General features: G+C 63.3%; 15 protein-coding genes. 8 read left to right on the top strand and 7 right to left on the bottom strand.

The window, feature by feature from the left end:
- The first annotated feature begins 113 nt into the window (after positions 1–113).
- Entirely contained in the window at positions 114–1667 is a 1554-nt protein-coding gene (locus ACODSP_RS25615) for a UxaA family hydrolase (RefSeq protein WP_488968358.1), read from the top strand.
- Positions 1667–3118, top strand: coding sequence for a mannitol dehydrogenase family protein (locus ACODSP_RS25610; RefSeq protein ID WP_488968357.1), 1452 nt, complete (start codon positions 1667–1669; stop codon positions 3116–3118). The genes ACODSP_RS25615 and ACODSP_RS25610 overlap by 1 nt, the downstream gene beginning before the upstream one ends.
- A gap of 46 nt (positions 3119–3164) precedes the next feature.
- Here the strand turns inward: ACODSP_RS25610 and pssA are convergent, their stop codons facing one another.
- Positions 3165–4013: a CDP-diacylglycerol--serine O-phosphatidyltransferase gene (gene pssA / locus ACODSP_RS25605; protein WP_444733659.1), complete on the bottom strand. Its 849-nt coding sequence runs from the start codon at positions 4011–4013 to the stop codon at positions 3165–3167.
- Complete coding sequence (locus ACODSP_RS25600; RefSeq protein WP_488968356.1) at positions 4013–4705, bottom strand: phosphatidylserine decarboxylase; 693 nt, start codon at positions 4703–4705, stop codon at positions 4013–4015. Before ACODSP_RS25600 ends, pssA begins: the two co-directional genes overlap by 1 nt.
- Before the next feature lie 197 nt (positions 4706–4902).
- Between ACODSP_RS25600 and ACODSP_RS25595 the strand changes: the two genes are divergently transcribed.
- Positions 4903–5682, top strand: coding sequence for an SEL1-like repeat protein (locus ACODSP_RS25595; protein ID WP_488968355.1), 780 nt, complete (start codon positions 4903–4905; stop codon positions 5680–5682).
- Between the two features lie 2 nt (positions 5683–5684).
- Here the strand turns inward: ACODSP_RS25595 and ACODSP_RS25590 are convergent, their stop codons facing one another.
- Entirely contained in the window at positions 5685–6467 is a 783-nt protein-coding gene (locus ACODSP_RS25590) for a hypothetical protein (RefSeq protein ID WP_488968354.1), read from the bottom strand.
- A gap of 276 nt (positions 6468–6743) precedes the next feature.
- On the opposite strand from ACODSP_RS25590, the gene hrpB reads away from it, so the two are divergent.
- Together hrpB and ACODSP_RS25580 are read left to right on the top strand one after the other, a co-directional pair.
- Positions 6744–9239 carry an ATP-dependent helicase HrpB gene (gene hrpB, locus ACODSP_RS25585; protein ID WP_488968353.1) on the top strand — a complete coding sequence of 832 codons (2496 nt, stop codon included), beginning with the start codon at positions 6744–6746 and terminating at the stop codon, positions 9237–9239.
- Positions 9240–9353: 114 nt separating this feature from the next.
- Entirely contained in the window at positions 9354–11042 is a 1689-nt protein-coding gene (locus ACODSP_RS25580; RefSeq protein WP_488968352.1) for a methyl-accepting chemotaxis protein, read from the top strand.
- A 52-nt stretch (positions 11043–11094) separates the two neighbouring features.
- On the opposite strand, the gene ACODSP_RS25575 is transcribed toward ACODSP_RS25580, so the two are convergent.
- Complete coding sequence (locus ACODSP_RS25575) at positions 11095–11946, bottom strand: SLATT domain-containing protein (protein ID WP_488968351.1); 852 nt, start codon at positions 11944–11946, stop codon at positions 11095–11097.
- Positions 11947–12105: 159 nt separating this feature from the next.
- Between ACODSP_RS25575 and recR the strand changes: the two genes are divergently transcribed.
- A complete protein-coding gene (gene recR / locus ACODSP_RS25570; protein ID WP_488968350.1) occupies positions 12106–12699 on the top strand; it encodes a recombination mediator RecR in 594 nt (197 codons plus the stop codon).
- 381 nt (positions 12700–13080) lie between these two features.
- The gene (locus tag ACODSP_RS25565; RefSeq protein WP_488968349.1) at positions 13081–14334 is read left to right on the top strand and encodes a polyhydroxyalkanoate depolymerase; all 1254 of its coding nucleotides are present in this window, start codon (positions 13081–13083) and stop codon (positions 14332–14334) included.
- Between the two features lie 218 nt (positions 14335–14552).
- On the opposite strand, the gene ACODSP_RS25560 is transcribed toward ACODSP_RS25565, so the two are convergent.
- Genes ACODSP_RS25560 through ACODSP_RS25550 form a run of 3 tightly spaced genes read right to left on the bottom strand, consistent with a single transcriptional unit; the run spans position 14553 to position 18653 of the window.
- On the bottom strand, positions 14553–15419 hold the full coding sequence (locus ACODSP_RS25560; RefSeq protein ID WP_488968348.1) for a glucosamine inositolphosphorylceramide transferase family protein: 867 nt from the start codon (positions 15417–15419) through the stop codon (positions 14553–14555).
- Positions 15416–17500 carry a GNAT family N-acetyltransferase gene (locus tag ACODSP_RS25555; protein WP_488968347.1) on the bottom strand — a complete coding sequence of 695 codons (2085 nt, stop codon included), beginning with the start codon at positions 17498–17500 and terminating at the stop codon, positions 15416–15418. Before ACODSP_RS25555 ends, ACODSP_RS25560 begins: the two co-directional genes overlap by 4 nt.
- On the bottom strand, positions 17493–18653 hold the full coding sequence (locus ACODSP_RS25550; protein WP_488968346.1) for a glycosyltransferase family 4 protein: 1161 nt from the start codon (positions 18651–18653) through the stop codon (positions 17493–17495). The genes ACODSP_RS25555 and ACODSP_RS25550 overlap by 8 nt, the downstream gene beginning before the upstream one ends.
- Before the next feature lie 90 nt (positions 18654–18743).
- Between ACODSP_RS25550 and ACODSP_RS25545 the strand changes: the two genes are divergently transcribed.
- Entirely contained in the window at positions 18744–19982 is a 1239-nt protein-coding gene (locus tag ACODSP_RS25545; protein WP_488968345.1) for a hypothetical protein, read from the top strand.
- Positions 19983–20061 lie beyond the last annotated feature (79 nt).

Below are 20061 nucleotides of genomic sequence, written 5' to 3'. Positions count from 1 at the left end.
CCCTTCGGCGATGTCAGCCTTGGATGCCACCTGTCCTCTTGATCTATCCGGTAACCGGTGTCAGTTTCAATCAGCCAGACGCGGGACGCGCCGGAAAGGTGCCGGCTGTCCGCATGCCCGAGGATGACGCCAAGATGAGTTGCGTGCAACCACCCGCACCGCTGCATGACGAGCTTCCGTCCGCCCATATCGTCGATCCCGCCGATGATGTGGCCATCGCCGTCAAGGCGCTGGAGGCCGGCACGCGGATTGAGCTGGGCGCGCACAGCGTCACCCTGCTGTCCGACATTCCGCGCGGGCACAAGTTCGCCCTGCGCCCGTTGAGGGCGGGTGAGGCGGTACGCAAATATGGTTGGCCGATTGGCGTTGCCACCGCTGGCATCGATCCCGGCGCGCATGTTCACAGCCATAATCTGGCCACCGGCCTGTCGGGTACGCTGAGCTATCAGTACGCGCCGGCGGGCACGGATGCGGCCTGGACCGCCATGCCGAAGCCCGACCAGAGTTTCATGGGATACCGGCGCCCCGACGGGCGGGTGGGGACGCGAAACGAAATCTGGATCCTGTGTACCGTCGGCTGTGTTGCCCGCACCGCAGAGCGTATCGCCACGCTGGCCAGCCACCGCTTTGCCGGCAAGGTGGATGGGGTGGTCGCCTTCCCGCACCCGTTCGGCTGTTCACAGCTGGGCGACGATCTGGCGCATACCAAATCCATCATCGCAGCATTGGCGCAGCATCCCAATGCCGGCGGCGTCCTGCTGCTGGGCCTGGGGTGTGAAAGCAACCAGTTGGACAAGCTGCTGCGCGATGCGCCCGGCATCGACCGGTCGCGCCTGCGCGCCTTTACCGCGCAGGCCAGCAGCGATGAGGTCGAAGACGGCATCAATGCGGTCGCCGAACTGGTGGAGATCGCGGCGGGCGATGTCCGCGTGCCCTGCCCCGCATCCGATCTGGTGATCGGTCTGAAATGCGGTGGGTCGGACGGGTTCAGCGGCCTGACCGCCAACCCCCTGGTGGGCCGCATGGCCGACCGGGTGACGGCGGCGGGCGGCAGCGCCATCCTGACCGAGATCCCGGAGATTTTCGGGGCGGAGGAACTTCTGATGCGCCGGGCCGTTGACGAGACGGTGTTTGACGGCGTCGTCAATGTGGTCAATGGCTTCAAGCAATATTTCCTGGACCATAACCAGCCCGTCTATGAGAATCCGTCCCCCGGCAATATCGCGGGCGGCATCACGACGCTGGAGGAAAAGTCGCTGGGTGCCGTGCAGAAAGGGGGCCGTGCGCCCCTGTGCGATGTCATCGCCTATGGGCAGATGCGGCGGGTCAAGGGCCTGACCCTGCTGGAGGCGCCCGGCAATGACGGTGTTTCCTCCACGGCACTGACGGCGGCGGGTGCCACGGTGATCCTGTTCACCACGGGGCGCGGCACGCCGCTGGGCTTTCCGGCCCCAACCCTGAAGATCGCGTCCAACAGCGCGCTGGCCCGGCAGAAACCGAACTGGATCGATTTCGATGCCGGCCTGGCCCTGACCGATGCCGGGCTGGACGGGGCGGCGGATGCGATGTGGTCCCTGATCCTGGACACCGCGTCGGGCAAGGAAACCCGCGCGGAAAAGAACGGCCAGCGTGAAATCGCCATCTGGAAGAACGGAGTGACCCTGTAATGCCGACCCTGTCCACCGCCAATCTGGACCTGCTGCGCGCCGATGTGGCCAGCCCCGCCTATGACCGGGATGCCGCCGGGATCGGTGTGGTCCATTTCGGGCCCGGCGCCTTCTTCCGCGCACATCAGGCGTTCTTCTTTGATGAGGCGCTGGCACAGGGTGGCAACTGGGCCATCTGTGCCGCTGCCTTGCGCAGCACCGATGTGCGCGACGCCCTGCGGCCCCAGGATAATCTCTATATCCTGGCGGAGCTGGAGCGGGAGACGCGGTATCGCGTGATCGGATCGATCAAGGAGACGCTGGCCGGTCCGGGCGACCGCGCGGCCCTGCTGGACCGGCTGGCCAATCCCGATACGGTGATCGTCACCATGACGGTCACGGAGAAGGGGTACTGCCTGAAGGGCGATGGCAGCCTTGATTTCGATCATCCCGACATTGCCCATGATGTGGCCGAGCCGCTGAACCCCGTCAGCCTGATCGGCCATCTGGTTGAAGGGCTGCGGCGTCGGTTCAAGGCTGGGACCGCGCCCTTCACCGTCATTTCCTGCGATAACCTTGTCGATAACGGCCACAAGCTGGGCCGCGCCGTGGCGGCCCTGGCCGAACGGCAGGATGCGGCACTGGCCGACTGGATACGGACCAAGGTCGCCTTTCCGCGCACCATGGTGGACAGTATCACGCCTGCCACCGACGATGCGCTGCGCGCCCGCGTGGCCAGTGAAACCGGCCTCTCGGATAATTGGCCGATCCAGCGTGAACGCTTCACGCAATGGGTAATCGAGGACAAGTTCTGCAATATCCGCCCGGATTTCGCGTCCATCGGCGTGACCCTGACCAAGGATGTCAGCGCCTATGACCGGGCCAAGCTGCGCCTCTTGAACGGGCCGCATTCAACGCTGGCCTATCTGGGATCGCTGGCGGGGTATGAGACGGTGGCCGACGCCATGGGCGATGCGGATCTGGCCGGGTTCGTGCGCCGCCTGATGCTGGACGATATTCGCCCCACCCTGAATCCCGACGCAGGCATCGATTATCCCGCCTATATCGACGCCATTCTGGCTCGCTTTGCCAATCCCGGCATCCGGCATCTTCTGTCGCAGATCGCCTGGGACGGGTCAGCCAAGCTGCCCTTCCGCCTGTTCGGTACCATCGCCGAGCGGCTGGCGGCGGGGGCAGCGGTCGATAATCTGGCATTGCCCGTGGCGGCCTGGATGCATTTCATCCGGGGCAAGGTGGCGGATGGGACCAAGCTGACCGACCCGCTGTCCGATGCGCTGCTGACCATCGGGCGGGCCTGCACCGGCGATGCGCACCGCGATGTCTGCGGCTTCTTCGCGCTGGAACAGGTATTCCCGGTGACGCTGACCGGCAATGCCGCCTTCCGCACGGCCCTGGAACGCGCCTACGGCCTGCTGGATGGCGGGGTCAAGGCGGCGTTGCGGGGGATTTGAGGTTTTGAGGAAATCGGGGCCGGGATTGCACCGGCCCCGAATTGCATCAGGTTTCAGTCCCGGACACCGTTTCGGGCCGTTCCTGCAGCTTCGCCGCGGCCTCCGCCAACTCCTTGTACCGGCGGGCGGAGAAGGGGATGGAAATGATATAGACCAGCCCCACCACCGACAGCGTCATCCAGGGCGCGCTGACCAGGGCGGCGGCGGTTGCCCCCACGCCCAGCAGCACGAAAACGACATAGCGCTGCGGGATGCGCAGCCCCTTCATGGAGAAGGTGGGCACGGCACTGATCATCAATCCCGCCACCGCCACGGTCCAGGGGGCGACGATCCAAGGGCTGTCGAACCAGCCCGGCCCCGCCTCCAAGGTCGCGATCAGTGGCAACAGCGCCAGGAACGCCCCCGCCGGGGCGGGCACGCCCGTAAAGTAATTATAGGCAAAGGCAGGTTTCTCCGCCGCCGCTCCCAGCATGGTGTTGAACCGCGCCAGACGCAGGGCCGCACAGACACCCATCAGCAGGGCCGCCATCCAGCCGACGGTACGGGCATCGTCCAGTGACCAGAGATAGAGGATCATGGCCGGCGCCACGCCAAAGCTGACCACGTCGGACAGGCTGTCCAGTTCCTCGCCAAACTTGCTCTGGGCGTTCAGCATGCGTGCGATGCGACCGTCCAGCATGTCGAACAGGGCACCGACGGCGATGGCGATCACCGCCTCCTGCCACTTGCCCTCCATGGCGAATCGGATGCCTGTCATGCCCGATGCCAGATTCAGCATCGTCAGCATGTTGGGCAGCAGCTTGTTGATGGACAGGCCCTTCAGGCGCGGCGGCCGAAGCCGCCGAACCCGGTGCCGGTGACCCGTGCGCGATGACGGGTTCTCCTCCGGCGGCATCAGCGGACCTCGCCCTCGCGCTGTTCATCGCTGCTGTTCAGATCGGCCAGCACCGTTTCGCCGGCGATCATCTTCTGACCCACAACGACCTGCGGATGCACGCCATCGGGCAGGTAGATGTCGCAGCGGCTGCCAAAGCGGATCAGGCCATAGCGTTCGCCGGCCTTCAGCGACTGAACGGGCGCCACCCACCAGATGATGCGGCGGGCGACCAGACCGGCGATCTGCACAAAGGCGATCTCACGCCCGTCGGGCAGGCCCAGACGGATGGACATCCGCTCATTCTCTTCGCTGGCCTTGTCCAGGTCGGCGTTCAGGAACTTGCCGGGCTTGTACTCCGCGGCCTTGATCACGCCATCGGTGGGGCAGCGGTTCACATGCACGTCGAAGACGTTCAGGAACACGGAGATGCGGGTCAGCTTCTCCTCGCCCATACCCAGCTCCGCCGGCGGGGCGACCTTGGTGATCAAGGTGACGCGGCCATCGGCGGGGGAGACGACCAGACCCGGCTTGGTCGGCGTCACGCGGTCGGGATCGCGGAAGAAATAGACGCACCAGGCGGTCAGGACCAGCCCGATCCAGCCCAGCGCCGGGGACAGGGTGGCCAGCAGGGCCGAGACCACGGCGAACAGGGCGATAAAAGGCCAGCCGGCCTTGTTGATCGGGACGATGACGGTTTTCAGCGCGGACATGTCTTTCGCGGCTACCCGCTAATGGTGGAACAAGCGGCCATACTAGACAGTCGGAACATGGATTTGAAGCGCCATGGTCAAACCCTTGGGCCAAGGGCGATTTTTCCACACAATCGAGGTAGGCCGGCAGGCGCATTGACCCGAACGGACGGGCAAGCGACAGTCGTGTCGGTTGTATTTCTCCCGAGGAGCCGCCCTTGACCATCAGCATCGCGCGTTTTGCCGGCCTGGCCGCCCTGTTGCTGCTGGCCGGTTGCGGCACGCCGAAGCCGGCAGCCCTGGTGGAACGGCCCCCCGATGCGCGTTTCGTGGCCAGCCTGCCCGATGGTCCCATCACCCAGCCCGCCGAACCGGCAGAGGCAGCGGCGGCGCTGGCCGAAGCCGAGGCGCAATCCAAGGCCAGCAGCGATCCCGCCACACAGCTTGCCGTCTGGCAGAAGGCGGCAGCGGCGGGCAGTCCGGAGGGCCGGTTCCGCTATGCCACCATGCTGTCCTTTGGTGCTGCCGGGCCGGACAAGGTGGGCGCAGGATTCGACATGCTGCTGGACCTTGCCAAAAAGGGGCATGGTCCGGCGGCCATGTCGCTGTGGCGGCTGTCGAAACTCTCCAAATCCGCCAACCTGAACCAGCATGCCCCCTATTGGTTCAACATCGCCCGCCGGTCGGGCGATCCCATGGCGGTGGAAGTCTATGACAAGGTCTTGGCCGATTACCGCGCCAAGGGCGAACTGCCGCCCGGCAGCGGCACCGGCGATTATTTCAACAGCGCTATCACCTTCTCCCAACCGCTTGCCGGCAGCCATGAGGGCGTGCCGCTGGAATATAAAGTGGTGGGGGTGCTCTATCCGGGCTGGAAGCGGGTGACGCAATCGCTGATCCAGCGGAATGGGAAAAGCTTCGACGTACTGGAACTGGAGAATGTTGAGGGTCAGCGGGTGAAGATTTTTTTCGACATCACGGCTTGGGTAAGACCCTAAAACTACAATTGGGTGTCTTCAGTTTCTATTTCTGTCAGCTGCGGCTCAAGTGTTTTTGACGCTTTTAGCAGTTGCTCACTAACCATAGCTGACAACATAAGCATTGTTTCACACTCTCGCTTCATTGTTTCGAGTTTTGATATGATCTGTGCATTGGCTGAACTTTCCGCAAGCCCGTCACTGGACACCTTACCTCCAATAGAAGAAACATCGTCGTCAAAATACTTCCACGACTCTTCAAATTTATAGTTTAAATCATTGAGCATCGATATCTGACTAACAATCAATAACTTTGCCCTTGCCAATACGGACACATCTTCATCGTCAATATTTACCAATATATTTGCCCGAGCGGCCCTGTCTTGACTTTCAATATCGTAGCGCCCAATGTTATTAAGGCTCCAAATATATAAATCAAGAGAAGCGTAGCGATTATGCACAGAAGTCATGATACGACTAATTCTAAATAAATATTTATGCAGAACTCCAAACGTCTTTTCTACCTCTTTTTTAATTTCACCCCGCAATCGAATTTTAGCTTCTTCCCTGAATTTCGCCTCACGCTCCCTCTTTGCAATGTCAGCATTATATTGCTCTTTCCAAAAAACACCCCATAAAGCAAATGAGGCTGCCAAAAGGGCAACAGAGGCACTAACAAGTGTTTGATAGTCTTTTATGAATGTTAAGCCAATTGCAATAAAACCACTAATTGATATTGTAAAAATTACCCCAACGATCACACCAACGAGCCCAACCGCGAGAAACTGCGATACCCTTCGTTCCATTTCAGCCCCCACTCGATTGCTTTAGCAGCAAAGCTATGATCTTCAGATTAAACACCCAACATCAAGATTTACATAGCATAATACGCAGAAAGCTAAAATTGTAACCATAATAATTCGATTGATCAGTCCGGCATTTGGGACGCTACCAACTGATGCCATTATATATGAACAGAAGATACTGCTACAGCATCTAACGACGAAGTGATGCAACTGTGTTTACAGCTTGCATTATCAGCCTCTGGCCTCAGCGCTTCCATCCCGCTATAGCATCGCCCCATGCCTGACTTTCCCGCCCTTCCCATTGACGATGCCCTGCCGGCCCTGCTGTCGGCGCTGGACACCGGTACGACCGCGGTGCTGCAGGCCCCGCCGGGGGCCGGTAAGACGACGCGGGTGCCGCTGGCCATGCTGGACCAGAGCTGGGCGGCGGGCGGGCGCATCATCATGCTGGAACCCCGCCGTCTGGCCGCACGGGGCGCAGCGCGGCGGATGGCGCAGATGCTGGGCGAGGAGGTGGGGCAGACGGTCGGTTACCGGGTGCGCATGGACAGTCGCGTCTCGGCCGCCACCCGGATTGAGGTGGTGACGGAGGGGATTTTCCTGCGCCGCCTGCAATCCGATGCGTCGCTGGACGGGGTCGCGGCGGTACTGTTCGATGAGTTTCACGAGCGCAGCCTGGACGCCGATCTGGCGCTGGCCTTTTGTCTGCAGACGCGCGAGCTGCTGCGCGATGATCTGCGGCTGGTGGTGATGTCGGCGACGCTGGATGGCGGGCCGGTGGCGGCCTTGCTGGGCGGGGCGCCGCTGGTCACATCGGAAGGGCGCGCCTTTCCCGTGGAGACAAGCTGGGTGGAACCGGGGCCGACCGACCGCGCGGATGAACATATGGCCCGTACGATCCGCCGCGCCCTGGCCGATGAAGATGGCTCCGTCCTGGCCTTTCTGCCCGGCAGTGGGGAGATCCGGCGGGTGGAAAGGCTGCTGGCCGACGGTCCCCTGCCCGCCAATGTCCTGCTGACCCCGCTTTATGGCGACATGAGCCTGGAGGCGCAGGATATCGCCATCCGCCCCGCCCCGGCAGGCCAGCGCAAGGTGGTGCTGTCCACCAGCATCGCCGAAACCAGCCTGACCATTGAGGGTATCCGCATCGTTATCGATAGCGGCCTGTCGCGCCTGCAACGCTTTGATCCGCGCAGCGGCATGGGACGGCTGGAAACCGTCAAATCCTCCCGCGCATCCGCCGATCAGCGACGGGGCCGCGCCGGTCGCCTGTCGGCGGGTGTCTGTTACCGGTTATGGTCGGAGGCCAGCGACCGCGCCCTGATCCCCTTCACCGCCGCCGAGATCACGCGCGCCGACCTGACGCCGCTGGCCCTGGAGCTGGCGCAATGGGGGATTATCGACGCCGATGAACTGTCCTGGCTGGACAGTCCGCCGGCAGCGACTCTGGCCCAGGCGCGCAAGCTGCTGCAACAGCTGGGTGCCATCGACGACGCCCTGCGCATCACGGCCCATGGCAAGGCCATGGCGGGGCTGGGCGTGCATCCGCGACTGGCGCATCTGGTGCTGCGCGGTAAAGAACTTGGCCGCACGCGGCTGGCCTGCCGCATCGCGGCCTTGATCGGGGAGCGGGATATTCTGCGCGGCGGCGGGCGGCGGGATGCCGACCTGCGCACCCGCCTGGAACATCTGGATGAACGCGGGCGCGGCGGCGATGTCGATCGTGGAGCCCTGCATCAGGCGCTGGAACAGGCGCGGCAGTTGGAACGGCAGGTGGGTGGGCCGGCGGGGCCGGTGGATCACGACGATGCCGGCCTGCTGCTGGCGCTGGCCTATCCCGACCGGATCGGCCAACGGCGGGCGGGAGCGGCGGGGCAGTTCCGCCTGTCGGGCGGACGCGGGGCCATGCTGGACCCGACCGACGCGCTGGCCGCTGCCGACCTGCTGGCGGTCGCCGATCTGGACGGCCAGGGGCGTGACGCGCGCATCTTCCTGGCGGCTCCGGTCACGCAATCCGCATTGGAAGAGGCCTTTGCCGACGTGATCCGGGCGGAGACGGAGGTGGTGTGGGACGGGCGGGAGCAGATTGTGCAGGCCCGTCGCCGCCGCCGTCTGTTTGAACTGTCGCTGAAGGATGAGCCGCTGAACAATCCGCCCCCTGATCTGGTCCTGCCGGCCATGCTGGAGGGGGTGCGGGCCATGGGTCTTGCCTGCCTGCCCTGGAGCAAGGAGCTGGAGGGATGGCGGCGGCGGGTGGATTTCCTGCACCGGGCATCGCCCGACCGCTGGCCCGACATGTCGGACGAGGGGCTGCTGGCAAGCCTGGAGGATTGGCTGGCGCCGTATCTGTCGGGTGTGACGCGGCGGTCGCACCTGGACCGGGTCGACCTGCATTCGGCCCTGACCGGTATCCTGGACTGGAACCAGCGGCAGGCCATGGATGCGGAAATCCCCACGCATCTGACGGTGCCCACCGGCAACCGCATCCCCATTGACTACTCGGGTGAAGAACCCGTGCTGGCGGTACGGTTGCAGGAACTGTTCGGTCTGGCGGAAACGCCGCGCCTGGGCGGCGGGCGCATCCCCGTGCTGCTGCATCTTCTGTCGCCCGCGCACAGGCCGGTGCAGGTGACACGCGATCTGGCCGGGTTCTGGGCTGGTTCGTACAAGGATGTGAAGAAGGAACTGGCCGGACGCTACCCCCGCCATTACTGGCCCGACGATCCCCTGATCGCCGAACCCACGGCCCGGGCCAAGCGGCGCGGCACCTGAAGCCATGCGTGACACGGCCATCGCCACAGCCTAACCGCGATGAAATGGGTATTGTGATCCCGAAAAGGAAGCGTAGCCTGATCTTATATCAGACAGCGATAATGGAGGTTCCCTTTGCGTTGGACCATCCGTCTGAAACTCGTCGCTGTAGGCGTGATCGCCTTTGTCGGGCTGTCCACCCTGGCGGCAACCTTCTTCATTGTTGACAGGGTCTCCGTGGAGAAATCGGCCATTTCAGATCAGGCAGAGGCCTATCTGAAGCTGGTGCACAAAGCCGGTGCGCTTGCCACTGAAATGAGTCTGGTGGCCATGGATGTGATCGTCGACAAGGATGACGGTGCCGTCAGCGCCGAGCGTACCAAAGCCATGCATGAGGGCCTAGACGCACTGGCCGCCCTGACGGCGCAATTGTCAGCGACGGCCACAGCGGCGGAGAAGGCGTATACCGCCAAGGCCGCGACCGATACCGCCGCCCTGACCCTGGCCATGCGCGACGGGTTGGTGAAGGCCGTGGAGGGGCGGGCCGATACCGCCCGTTTCGCCGAACTGGATGACCAGATTGATGGGTTGGCCGAGGAGATCAAAAGCCAGTTGGATGCTGTCGATGCGCTGGTCACGGCGCGGGCCGACCGGGCGGAGGCGGAACGGCGCGACTGGATGGCGAAGTCCCGGATGGTGGCGGGGGCGGCCTATGGCGTGACCCTGCTGGTGATGATCACCATCCTGACGCTGGTCAGTCGCGCCATCATCGGGCCGATCCAGGGGTTGACCAATGTCATGGGACGGCTGGCGGCGGGGGATACGGCGGTCACCCTGCCCATCTGTGACAACGGCGACGAGTTGACTGAAATGGTGGCCGCCACAGGCCATTTCCGCGATGTCGCCGTCGCCAATGCCGCCCTGGAACAGCAGAACGCCGCCGCCACCGCGCAGGCGGAGGCCGAACGCCGCCGGACAATGGAAGAGGTGGCCGACGCCATCGACCGACAGGTGAAAGTGGCCGTTCAGGCCATCGTAGAAGGGATCGGCAAGGTCCATGCCCTGACCAGCGATATGGCGGAAAAGGCACGCGAAACCACCATCTCCTCCACCGCCATTGCCAGCGCCACCCAGGATGCGGCCAGCAATGTGCAATCGGTGGCGGGGGCGGCAGAGGAACTGGGCATTGCCAGTGCCGAGATCGCGCGGCAGGTCAGCACCGCCACAAGCGTCACCCAGGACGCCGTGGCAGAGGCGGACACCGCGCGGCAGGTGATGAACGGCCTATCTACCGCCGCCGGCCATATCGGCGCGGTGGTCGCCCTGATCAGCGATATCGCATCGCAGACCAACCTTCTGGCGCTGAACGCCACCATTGAGGCGGCACGGGCCGGTGAGGCGGGCAAAGGCTTTGCCGTGGTGGCGGGCGAGGTGAAAAGCCTGGCCGGACAGACGGCGCGGGCGACCGACGAAATCACCCGCCAGATCGCATCCCTGTCGCAGACGGTGGCCGACGCGGTGGCCGCCATCGGCCGCATCGCCGCCACCATCGAGGCCGTGAACGGCAACGCCGCCGCTATCGCCAGCGCCGTGGAGGAGCAGGCGGCCACCATCGCCGGCGTTTCCGACAATACGGCACAGGCCGCCACCGCATCGCGCGCCGTGTCCGAACAGGTCAGCGGCATCTCGCAAGGGGCCAGTGCCGCCCTTGACAGCGCCGCCGGGGTCGAACGCTGGACCCAGGAACTGGTGGAACAAGCGGGCGCATTGGCCCGGCAGGTGGAGCATTTTGCAGTTGATATCAGACGGACGGCAACGGGTTGAGGGCGCCCGAGGAGTAGGCGGGGCACCCTCAACCCAATATCCGATCATTTCGTTAACTACCGCCACCCGCGCTATTGGCACCATTCTTGTTTTTCGATGAGAAGTTATCCCGATCCTCAATTATTTGAGTGCCCCACTTTTGCGTCTCCCCCATCGTAATGTCATACAGATCGGAACAGTATTTTCTGAGTATACTGAGGGCTTCCCGATATTTTCTGCAATCTTCAGATTCCTTGCATTCCCTGCCATGGGAAGCCGTATCGGACTGGGGTGCATCAGATGCCTCCGTCCTTTGGCTCGTCTCAGGCGGCCTCTCTCCAGCGTCAGGCGGCGAACCCTCCTTTGTTGGCTTTCCCGGGCTGTCACTGCCCCCATGATGGTCAGCATCATGACAATTGTTCACCAGCACTGCACGCCACTCTATCTCGTTTGTGATAACTAATTTTTCAAGTTGAAGTTGTGAAGTGATATAACGGATATGACCACTTGTCGCGCCGGTAAATTGATCTGCTGCATAAAATGCACCGGCAATAGCAAGAAAAAGCAGACTGACCGTCGAATATTCAGGCAAAGCCAGATCTGCATTAAAATAAATTAACGCTTTTTCGATGAAAGGCTTTGAAACCGGAGACGCAACTGGAATAATACTACCAAATGCGCCAAAAATAAAACATGGATATCTAAAATATCTAGAGACTTTTGATTTTTTACTCTTTTTTAAATAATAATAATTTATCATTGACATGGCGGCTTCAGTAGTAGCTTCAAATAACTTTGATAGCTCCGCAACCCTATCGTTACCATTTACGTCAAAATTTCTTATTTTCTCCAGAATAACTTTAAATTTTACCGGATCTTCAGGTTTTGGGATGTCTTTGGGGGTATTTTTTGACCAGTTCCACATAATGCTTATTCCTGTCTATGGTAGAAGATAGATAGATACAATTCTCTATATAGGCATAAAATATATATTCGTGCATGGCAGATGCAAAATCCTACACCATGCACGCTCTCAGCAATGTTTTTCTGGAACATTCGGCGAACATCCTGTAGCGTCGCCGCCATGATCGGACCGGATATCGACCGCCTTATTCAGTTGCTGGCCAAGCTGCCCGGCCTGGGCCCCAGGTCGGCCCGGCGTGTGGCGCTGCATCTGATCAAGCGGCGCGACAGTCTGATGGCGCCGTTGGGGGAGGCGCTGGCGGCGGCGGCGGCATCGATCCGCACCTGCTCGGTCTGTGGCAACCTGGACAGCCACGATCCCTGCACCATCTGCGCCGACCATCACCGCGACTCGGGGTTGCTTTGTGTCGTAGAGGATGTGGGCGACCTCTGGGCGCTGGAGCGGACGGGGGCGTTCCGGGGGCGTTACCATGTGCTGGGCGGCACCTTGTCGGCGCTGGACGGGATCGGGCCGGACGATCTTTCCATCCCCAGCCTGCTGGAACGCGCCAGCCGCCCGGAGGTGCAGGAGGTGATCCTGGCGCTTAACGCCACGGTCGGCGGGCAGACGACGGCGCATTACCTGTCCGACCGACTGGCCCCTTGCGGCGTGCGCCTGTCGCGGCTGGCCCATGGCGTGCCCGTGGGCGGGGAACTGGATTATCTGGACGATGGCACCCTGACAGCGGCACTCCGGTCACGCCGCAGCCTGTGACATGGGCTGTTCTACTGTGGGTCATGGTCGAGGCGGATACCTCATCCTGACAGAACAGATCCTGTCAGGGTTCGCCTTCGGCTCGACCTGACCTACGCAGCAACATAGATCCGTCTGATATGTAAACAGCCCCCGCACAAGGCAGGTGAGACCGGTGTCACGCACCACCCCCTACTTTGGTCGCCTGGAAGTCATCTTAACGGTTTCGAGATTTATCTGTTGCAAGCTGTCCAAGCGTGGTTAGGCTACGCACCTGAGACAGGGTGCCGCAGGGTTACCGCTATCGAGGGTCCCCGGACGGGTGTCCGCCGGGGTTGGGTTCAAAGGTTTGAGCGCCATCCAGAGTTGGGATGGTGGCTTGGTTGAAAGGGGACGTTCACAGTGCTCTATCACCTGTATGATCTTCAGCATGCCGCCCTGACGCCCATGCGCCTGATGGCAGAGGCCACGCAACAGACCTTCCAGAACCCGTTCCTTCCCGCCTCCTATACCAAGGTTGGCCGCGCCGTGGCGGCAGGGGCAGAGCTGTTCAACCGCACCACGCGCCGCTGGGGCAAGCCGGATTTCGGCCTGCCGACCACGCGCATCAATGGCCGCGATGTCGCCGTGACCGAACAGGTCGTGCTGGAAAAGTCCTTCGGTAACTTGGTGAATTTCGCCCGCGCCGTTCCGCGCGATGACCCGAAGCTGCTGCTGGTCGCCCCGATGTCGGGCCATTACGCCACGCTGCTGCGCGGGACCGTTCAGGCGCTGCTGCCCAATCACGATGTCTATATCACTGACTGGCACGACGCCAAGCTGGTGCCGCTGTCCAAGGGTCGCTTCGACCTGGAGGACTATATCGACTATGTGATGGATTTCATCCGTCACCTCGGCCCCAACACGCATGTCATGGCTGTGTGCCAGCCGGCAGTGCCGGCCCTGGCCGCCGTCGCTCTGATGGCGCAGCTGGATGATCCGTGCCAGCCCTCCTCCATGACGCTGATGGGTGGGCCCATCGATACTGCCGCTGCCCCGACGGTGGTGACGCAGTTGGCCGTGGACAAGGATATCGGCTGGTTTGAGCGCAACGTCGTCTCGACCGTGCCCTTCTATTATCCGGGCGCCCTGCGCCAGGTTTATCCGGGCTTCGTGCAGTTGACGGGCTTCATGTCCATGAACCTGGACCGCCATGTCGGTGAGCATATGAAGCTGTTCCGCCATCTGGTGCGCGGCGACGGCGACAGTGCGGAGGCACACCGCAAATTCTATGACGAATATCTGTCTGTCATGGATTTGACGGCGGAATTCTACCTGCAGACCGTCAATCAGGTGTTCCAGGAACGCGCCCTGCCCAATGGCCGCATGAAGTGGCGCGGCATGACCGTCGATCCCTCTGCCATCGAAAAGACCGCCCTGCTGACGGTGGAAGGCGAGTTGGACGATATCTCCGCCCCCGGCCAGACCATCGCCGCCCATGGCCTGTGCAGCAGCATTCCCGAGGCCAAGAAGCACAACCACCTGCAAAAGGCGGTCGGCCATTATGGTATTTTCAACGGTCGCAAATGGCGCGAAGATATCGAGCCGCGCGTGCGTCGCTTCATTCTGGAAAATGACGCGGTGCGCGCCGGGCGGAAGACGACCGCCGCGGCCTGAGTGACGGGGGAAATCACGATAAGGCGGGGGCGCCGGTCCTGATGGATCGGCGCCCCTTTTTATACCAATCCGCCTGATACTGACCGATGGTCAGTATCAGGCGGCCCTCAAACGCCGGGCGCATGCATCCGCACGCTTGGCTTGACGAGCGCACGAGCGCCGGGCCGCCAGTCGGCGGCCTCCAATCCGCCGAAGGTCAAACCTTCGGCGGATTGGTATTATTTGGATGGCTCCCGCCGCAGGCCATCGACAGCGGCGATGACACCGCCGGCCCAGGGCCAGATATCGGCATGGTGCATGCCCTTACCGTTCCAACCCTGGCCGCTGGCCGCCAGAACCGGACTTTCAGGGCATTCCACCTCCTGATACCGGGTCGGGGTCAGTACCGTGATGGCAAAAGCCCGCAGGCCATGGCCGTAGCGAGGGCCGCAATCCTGCGCCAGACGGTAAAGACCACCCTTCCACGCCACCACCCGGCCACCGGGGCGCGACCCGGTGGGGGATGATCGGCGCAACGGATTGGCCGGATGCGGATGCCACGGCCCGAACAGATCATCGGCATGATAGAGCACCAGCGCGTCATGCCGGTCGGGCGTGGGGCAGGCGAACATCCACCAGCGCCCGTCATGCTGGAACAAGGTGGGGTCGGCCAGCCGGCCCGCGACCAGATCAGCCACGGGCACCCAGCGCGTGGGAAACGGGTCAGCGCGATAGAGCCGCACCGCCCCGGCATCCAGGGTTTCCGGCAGCATGTAGATCTGCCCGTCATGGGTGAAGACCTGCGGATAGGAGAGGTGAAACCCGTCGCGCAGCACGATGCGCTGATAGGTCCAGCGGGTCAGGTCGGTGCTGCTAGCCCATCCCACCTCCCCCAACCCGCTATCATGGTTCAACACTTCAAAGAACAGGTGCCAGACCCCTGCATGGGGAAACAGGAACGGATCGGCCACGAAGCGAGCCACCACATCCGTCACCTGTTCACGCGTCATCACCGGCCCATCGCTGCCGGGCAACGGTGACAGGTGCAGCGGGTCAGGCCCCTGATAGATGGCGATGGACCAGGGGTCGGGGGGCAGCGGCGTCATGGCAACCGCCCGATCCGCCGCCGGCCCGTGGCCCAGCGATCCTTATAGGCCTCCAACCCGCGCAGCAGGTCAAATTCCGCCAGACCCCGCGCCGCCACCTCGCCCAGAGCAGAATGCAGCATCAGGACACCGGGCGAAAACGGCTCCATCACCGCCCGGAACCCGGCATTCCAGTAACCCAGATGGTCGGCCCCCACCATGCACAGGCACATGCCCGTTATCTCTCCCCCGCTGCGCAGGGTGACGACATGGGCGGCCCCGTCGGCCAACAGGCCCGGCAGGCCCGCGCGCACGAAGTCGGCAGCCCAGGGGAAGCGGGTAAACAGGCTGCGATCGCCGAACCGGTCCGCATGCAGGGACAGGAACAGGTCGGCGGCCAAGGACCATTCATCAGGTTTGAGTGCATCGACGATCACGCCCGCCGCCGCTGCCTTCCGCTGCGTCCGGGTCAGCTTCTCCCGAAAGGATGGGCTGCGGGCGGCCCGCCAAGCGTCATACCCCTGCGACAGGTCGGCAAAGGGACAATCAACGGTGGGGTCGGCCAGGGGTGCATCGGTGATGCGGCAGGCCGCGTCGGGCCGCACGCAGTCCAGTTCCAGTGAGGGGAACCAAACCCTGGCATGGGCCATCAGGGCGTGGGCCGCCGCGCGGTCGCCCCGGACCACCACCACGTCGTTGTAATCCGACAGGTTGCTGGCGAAACGCGCCGGGCCTTCCCCTTCCTGAACCAGGGGCAGCAGCCCGACCAGTTCCCCGCCACGCCACGCGGTCAGCAGCCGGGGGGACAGATGGGGAGCAGAGGCCAGCGCTGCCTGATACCAGACCGGACCCGAGAAAGCCCGGTTGCAGGAAGAACGCGCCAGAAGCGACAGCCAGGCGGGGCGCAGGGTGGCGATGGCGGCGGGATCATCCAGCAGGGTGCATGTCACCTCCCCCGCCGCGACCGCCATGTCGGCGGCCACCATGCCCACATCGTCCCCGATGAAGGTCGCCAGTCCCGCCACGGCAGGCGGGGCTGGCCGTGGGTCATTCCAGAACAGGCGATCCAGGCTGGGCAGATGCTCCAGCACACCCGGCGGCGGTGGATGGCGCAGCAGCACCATGCATGCCGCACGCGTCGGGTCGGGTTGACCGGCACGACCAGCCAGGAACGCGGCCGGGTCGGTGATGGCATCCACCCACAGGTCGCATTGGCTGTACCCGGAGGTGCTGCGGGCCAGTGCATGGGCGAGTGGCCCGCCATGCAGCCGGGCCGCCATCTCAATCAGCACCGGCCCGTCCGGCCCCATGCGGATTTCGCAATGGCCCGCCCCCTGCCCTATCCCCAGCGCATCCAGCACATGGCAGGCGAAAGCAAAGAGTGAGGGGACCAGGGGATGATCGCTGGGTAGCAGCGATTTGGTCATGAACTGACCGGCACTGTCAAAGCCGGGCGCCCCCTTGCCATAAGTCCAGAGGGTGGAAAGCCGGTGGACACCATCGAGGCTGACCGTGTCCACAACATATTCCGGACCCGAAATAAACTCCTGAACCAGTACCGCGCGGTTCATCGCCCCCATCACATCGCGTTGGCCATAAAGCGCATGGAAGGCACGGGCGGCCTGTTCGGCACTGGTGCAGTAATGAACACCATCCCCGCCCTTGGCCTGCTGCGGCTTGATGATCACGGGCCAGTGACTGTTCGCAAAATCAAGTACTTGGGCCAGATTGTCGGCCAGAATCTGACGCGGGACGCGCAGAGCGTGGGAGGCCGCCACCACATGCATACGGTGTTTATCCCGGCGCGCGGTGGACAGGTCCGTGCCATTGCCGGGCAGACCCAGCCGTTGGGACAGCCAATCCGCCGCCAGAACCGCTTGTTCCGAACCCGGAATGATCAGATCAACACCAATATCCTGCAACGGTTTCAGCCAGTTTTCCGGGTCGGGCGACCAGGGCAGATGATGGGTAAATCCATCCGCATCCTGCCCATCCTGCCCTGGCACCAGAACGGTCATCACGCCCTTGGCCAACAAGGCGGGCGCCAGCAGCACGCCTGCATCCAGCGGATCGACAATGGCCACGCACCGGACCTCAGACATCTGGATGCTCCAGTATCGACAGGAATCGGATGAAGTGGCTGACATCCGTGCAGGGCAGGAAGGCCGTCGCCGCCTGCCAGGCACGCTGCGACTGTTCGGCATAATGCGCGGGGTTCCGCAGAAGGAGGGACAGGGCTGCCTGCCACGGGCCGATATCCTGTTCGGAGACCGAACCATCGACATCAAGCGGACGGACAGGCAATGCGGTAGCGGCATCCAGCCCAGCCTCCCCCTGCCCGCCCTGATTTCCGGTCAGGACGGGGATGCCGCGCAGCATGGCATCCACCGCGACATAGCCGAACGTTTCAGGGATCAGGGAGGGGGCCAGCAGGATGCGGGCCTGGGCCAGAACCGTGCCCACCGCGTCCGCCGGTTCCAGGATGCGGATATGGGGCCGGGCCGACAGTTGTTGCAGCACGGCTTGATCCGCGCCCCAGGTTGGGACGGCGGCAAAGGGGGTGTCAGGAAACCGGTCGGCCAAGGCCAGGAAGATGGAAAGGCCCTTCACGGCACAGGGATTGATCATCATCACCGCCCCATCCGCCGGGGGCCGCCGTTGCGGGAACGGACCCTGCCCAAAGACCGGAAAATAAAGCAGCGATGCTGTCAGCCCGCCATGCTGGCGGATATAATCCTGGCTGTAGCGGCTGACGACGACCAAGGCGCGCACCCGTTTCAACCGGTCATGGCGCGCGGCATCGGGCGCGGTGGCGGCGGGGCCGAAGGGCAGATGCGTATGGGTATGGACCAGGGCGATGGTGCGATCCGCCGCCACGCTCAGGGCCGGGTTCAGCAGACGGCCATCGCGATCGTCCGATACCAATATCCAGTCGGCATCAATGGCGCGCAGCCGGGCGGCGATCCGGGATTGCGCATCGGCGCCGGTGAAATCCATCACCTCCACCTGCACGCCCTGATGGCGGTAACGCTGCGTGCCGTCTTCGGTCTGGGTCACGGCGATGCCGCGCGCGGCCAGCCCTTGCCCACCGAATTGATGCGCCAGCACCGACCCCGCCCCCGCCGGGCGGCATAGCGACCAGCAATCGAAGCCGCGTGCCGCCAACGCCTCCATCAGCAGGCGGTTGGCCTTATTCCCGCCACCGAAGGAGGGGAAATGCACCGCGTCCTGCAGAAGAATGATCCGGGTTGCCACGCCGCGCCTGACTCCATCATTAAGTCATATGATAGATTGCGCCTTATGGTATTTTGCCAGCACCATAATATCAATATTCATGGTTGCAGCATGGGAATGATCTTGGACGGATTGGTCTGCGCCCTGCTAGGGGTGGTGGAGGCAGCGGGGCCGAGGACGGCAGCGGGCCGTGCACGGGACCTGACGGTTTCCTGGCTACGCTGGAACTATGCCGGCGACATTCTGGAGGATGCGTCCCTGCCCCGGCTGCTGTCGCGCGCCGCCGATGCCGGGTACCGTAGCCTGCTGGTTCAGGGCTATGGCCATATCCTGACCGAACATGCCGGCCCCGCCGGCGGTAAGGCGGTCAGCGCCTTTGACGCACTGGCCGCATGGGCGGCTGGCAAGGACATGATCCTGGCGGGCACGCCCGACCGCTGCCTTCTGGTTGATCTGACCCGCTGGCAGGCGGCGGGACGGCCCGATCCCACCGCGCTGCCGTCCGTGCCATTCGGCGCGGCGCTGTCGCCGCATCTTCTGGACCTGGGGGCCGACATGGGCGGGGCCGGGCCGTTCCTGGCCTTTCTGGCGGAAATGGGCGCCAAGGGGGAGCGCGGGGTTTTCGTCCTGAATTACGAGAATTATGCCGATGTGGACGATCCATCGCCGGATTTTCCGCGCCCCCTGTCGCGGCTTTACTGCGTGGCCGCCGGGTTGAAGCCCAATCGGATTCTGGAAACCCACGGCTTCAATGCCGACAGCCGCATCCTGTTCTTCGATTACAGCCAGCATGCCCTGGATTTCCGCCGCCGCCTGGACGGGGGCTGGGACGGGCGCGACTACCACGCCTATCTGCGGCGGGAATTCGCGCGCGACGGCGATACGCATTTCTACCTCTGGCCCGGCGTCACACCGGGACAGATGGATTGGGTGGAGATGGAGCGTCTGTGGCAGGGGGAACTGTCCCGCTGGGGCGGGGCAGACCGGTTTGCCGACCATTGGCAGCGTTATAGGGCCATCGGGCGCGATTACGTGTGCTGCAACATCCTGGAACCGGGGACCCTGCTGGACCGGATCGAGGATCGGCCCGGTGCGGCGATCTGGTGGAGCAATGCCTTCTGCACCATCTACAGCGCCCTGCATCACGGCCTGTCGGGCAAGCGGCGTCTTTATGAGGAATGGATCGACGCGCTGGCCCGGCGCGCACCGTCCCTGTTTCTCTATGGCGCGGATCACGCCAACATGAGCGTGAATGGCATGAATGCGGCGGACTATCACGACGCCTATCACCGCGCGGGCGGTGACCCGCTGACGGCCCGCCATCTCTACCGCCATACCCTGCGTTTCTAGAACATGTTTCCTCAAGCGCCGGCGCTGCATCCGCAGCTTGGGCTTACGCGGCACGTGCCGCGGGGGGGGGGGCGGCCGC

Source organism: Niveispirillum sp. FG156 (genome assembly GCF_057809555.1).
Note: the sequence above shows the minus strand (reverse complement) of the source record. Positions and strands in the feature narration are given on the sequence as shown.

Excerpts from the sequence above, each read along its gene's own strand:
- ACODSP_RS25615 (WP_488968358.1), top strand. The coding sequence starts at position 114 with ATGCCCGAGGATGACGCCAAGATGAGTTGCGTGCAACCACCCGCACCG.
- ACODSP_RS25610 (WP_488968357.1), top strand. The coding sequence starts at position 1,667 with ATGCCGACCCTGTCCACCGCCAATCTGGACCTGCTGCGCGCCGATGTG.
- pssA (WP_444733659.1), bottom strand. The coding sequence starts at position 4,013 with ATGCCGCCGGAGGAGAACCCGTCATCGCGCACGGGTCACCGGCACCGG.
- ACODSP_RS25600 (WP_488968356.1), bottom strand. The coding sequence starts at position 4,705 with ATGTCCGCGCTGAAAACCGTCATCGTCCCGATCAACAAGGCCGGCTGG.
- ACODSP_RS25590 (WP_488968354.1), bottom strand. The coding sequence starts at position 6,467 with ATGGAACGAAGGGTATCGCAGTTTCTCGCGGTTGGGCTCGTTGGTGTG.
- hrpB (WP_488968353.1), top strand. The coding sequence starts at position 6,744 with ATGCCTGACTTTCCCGCCCTTCCCATTGACGATGCCCTGCCGGCCCTG.
- ACODSP_RS25575 (WP_488968351.1), bottom strand. The coding sequence starts at position 11,946 with ATGTGGAACTGGTCAAAAAATACCCCCAAAGACATCCCAAAACCTGAA.
- recR (WP_488968350.1), top strand. The coding sequence starts at position 12,106 with ATGATCGGACCGGATATCGACCGCCTTATTCAGTTGCTGGCCAAGCTG.
- ACODSP_RS25560 (WP_488968348.1), bottom strand. The coding sequence starts at position 15,419 with ATGACGCCGCTGCCCCCCGACCCCTGGTCCATCGCCATCTATCAGGGG.
- ACODSP_RS25555 (WP_488968347.1), bottom strand. The coding sequence starts at position 17,500 with ATGTCTGAGGTCCGGTGCGTGGCCATTGTCGATCCGCTGGATGCAGGC.
- ACODSP_RS25545 (WP_488968345.1), top strand. The coding sequence starts at position 18,744 with ATGGGAATGATCTTGGACGGATTGGTCTGCGCCCTGCTAGGGGTGGTG.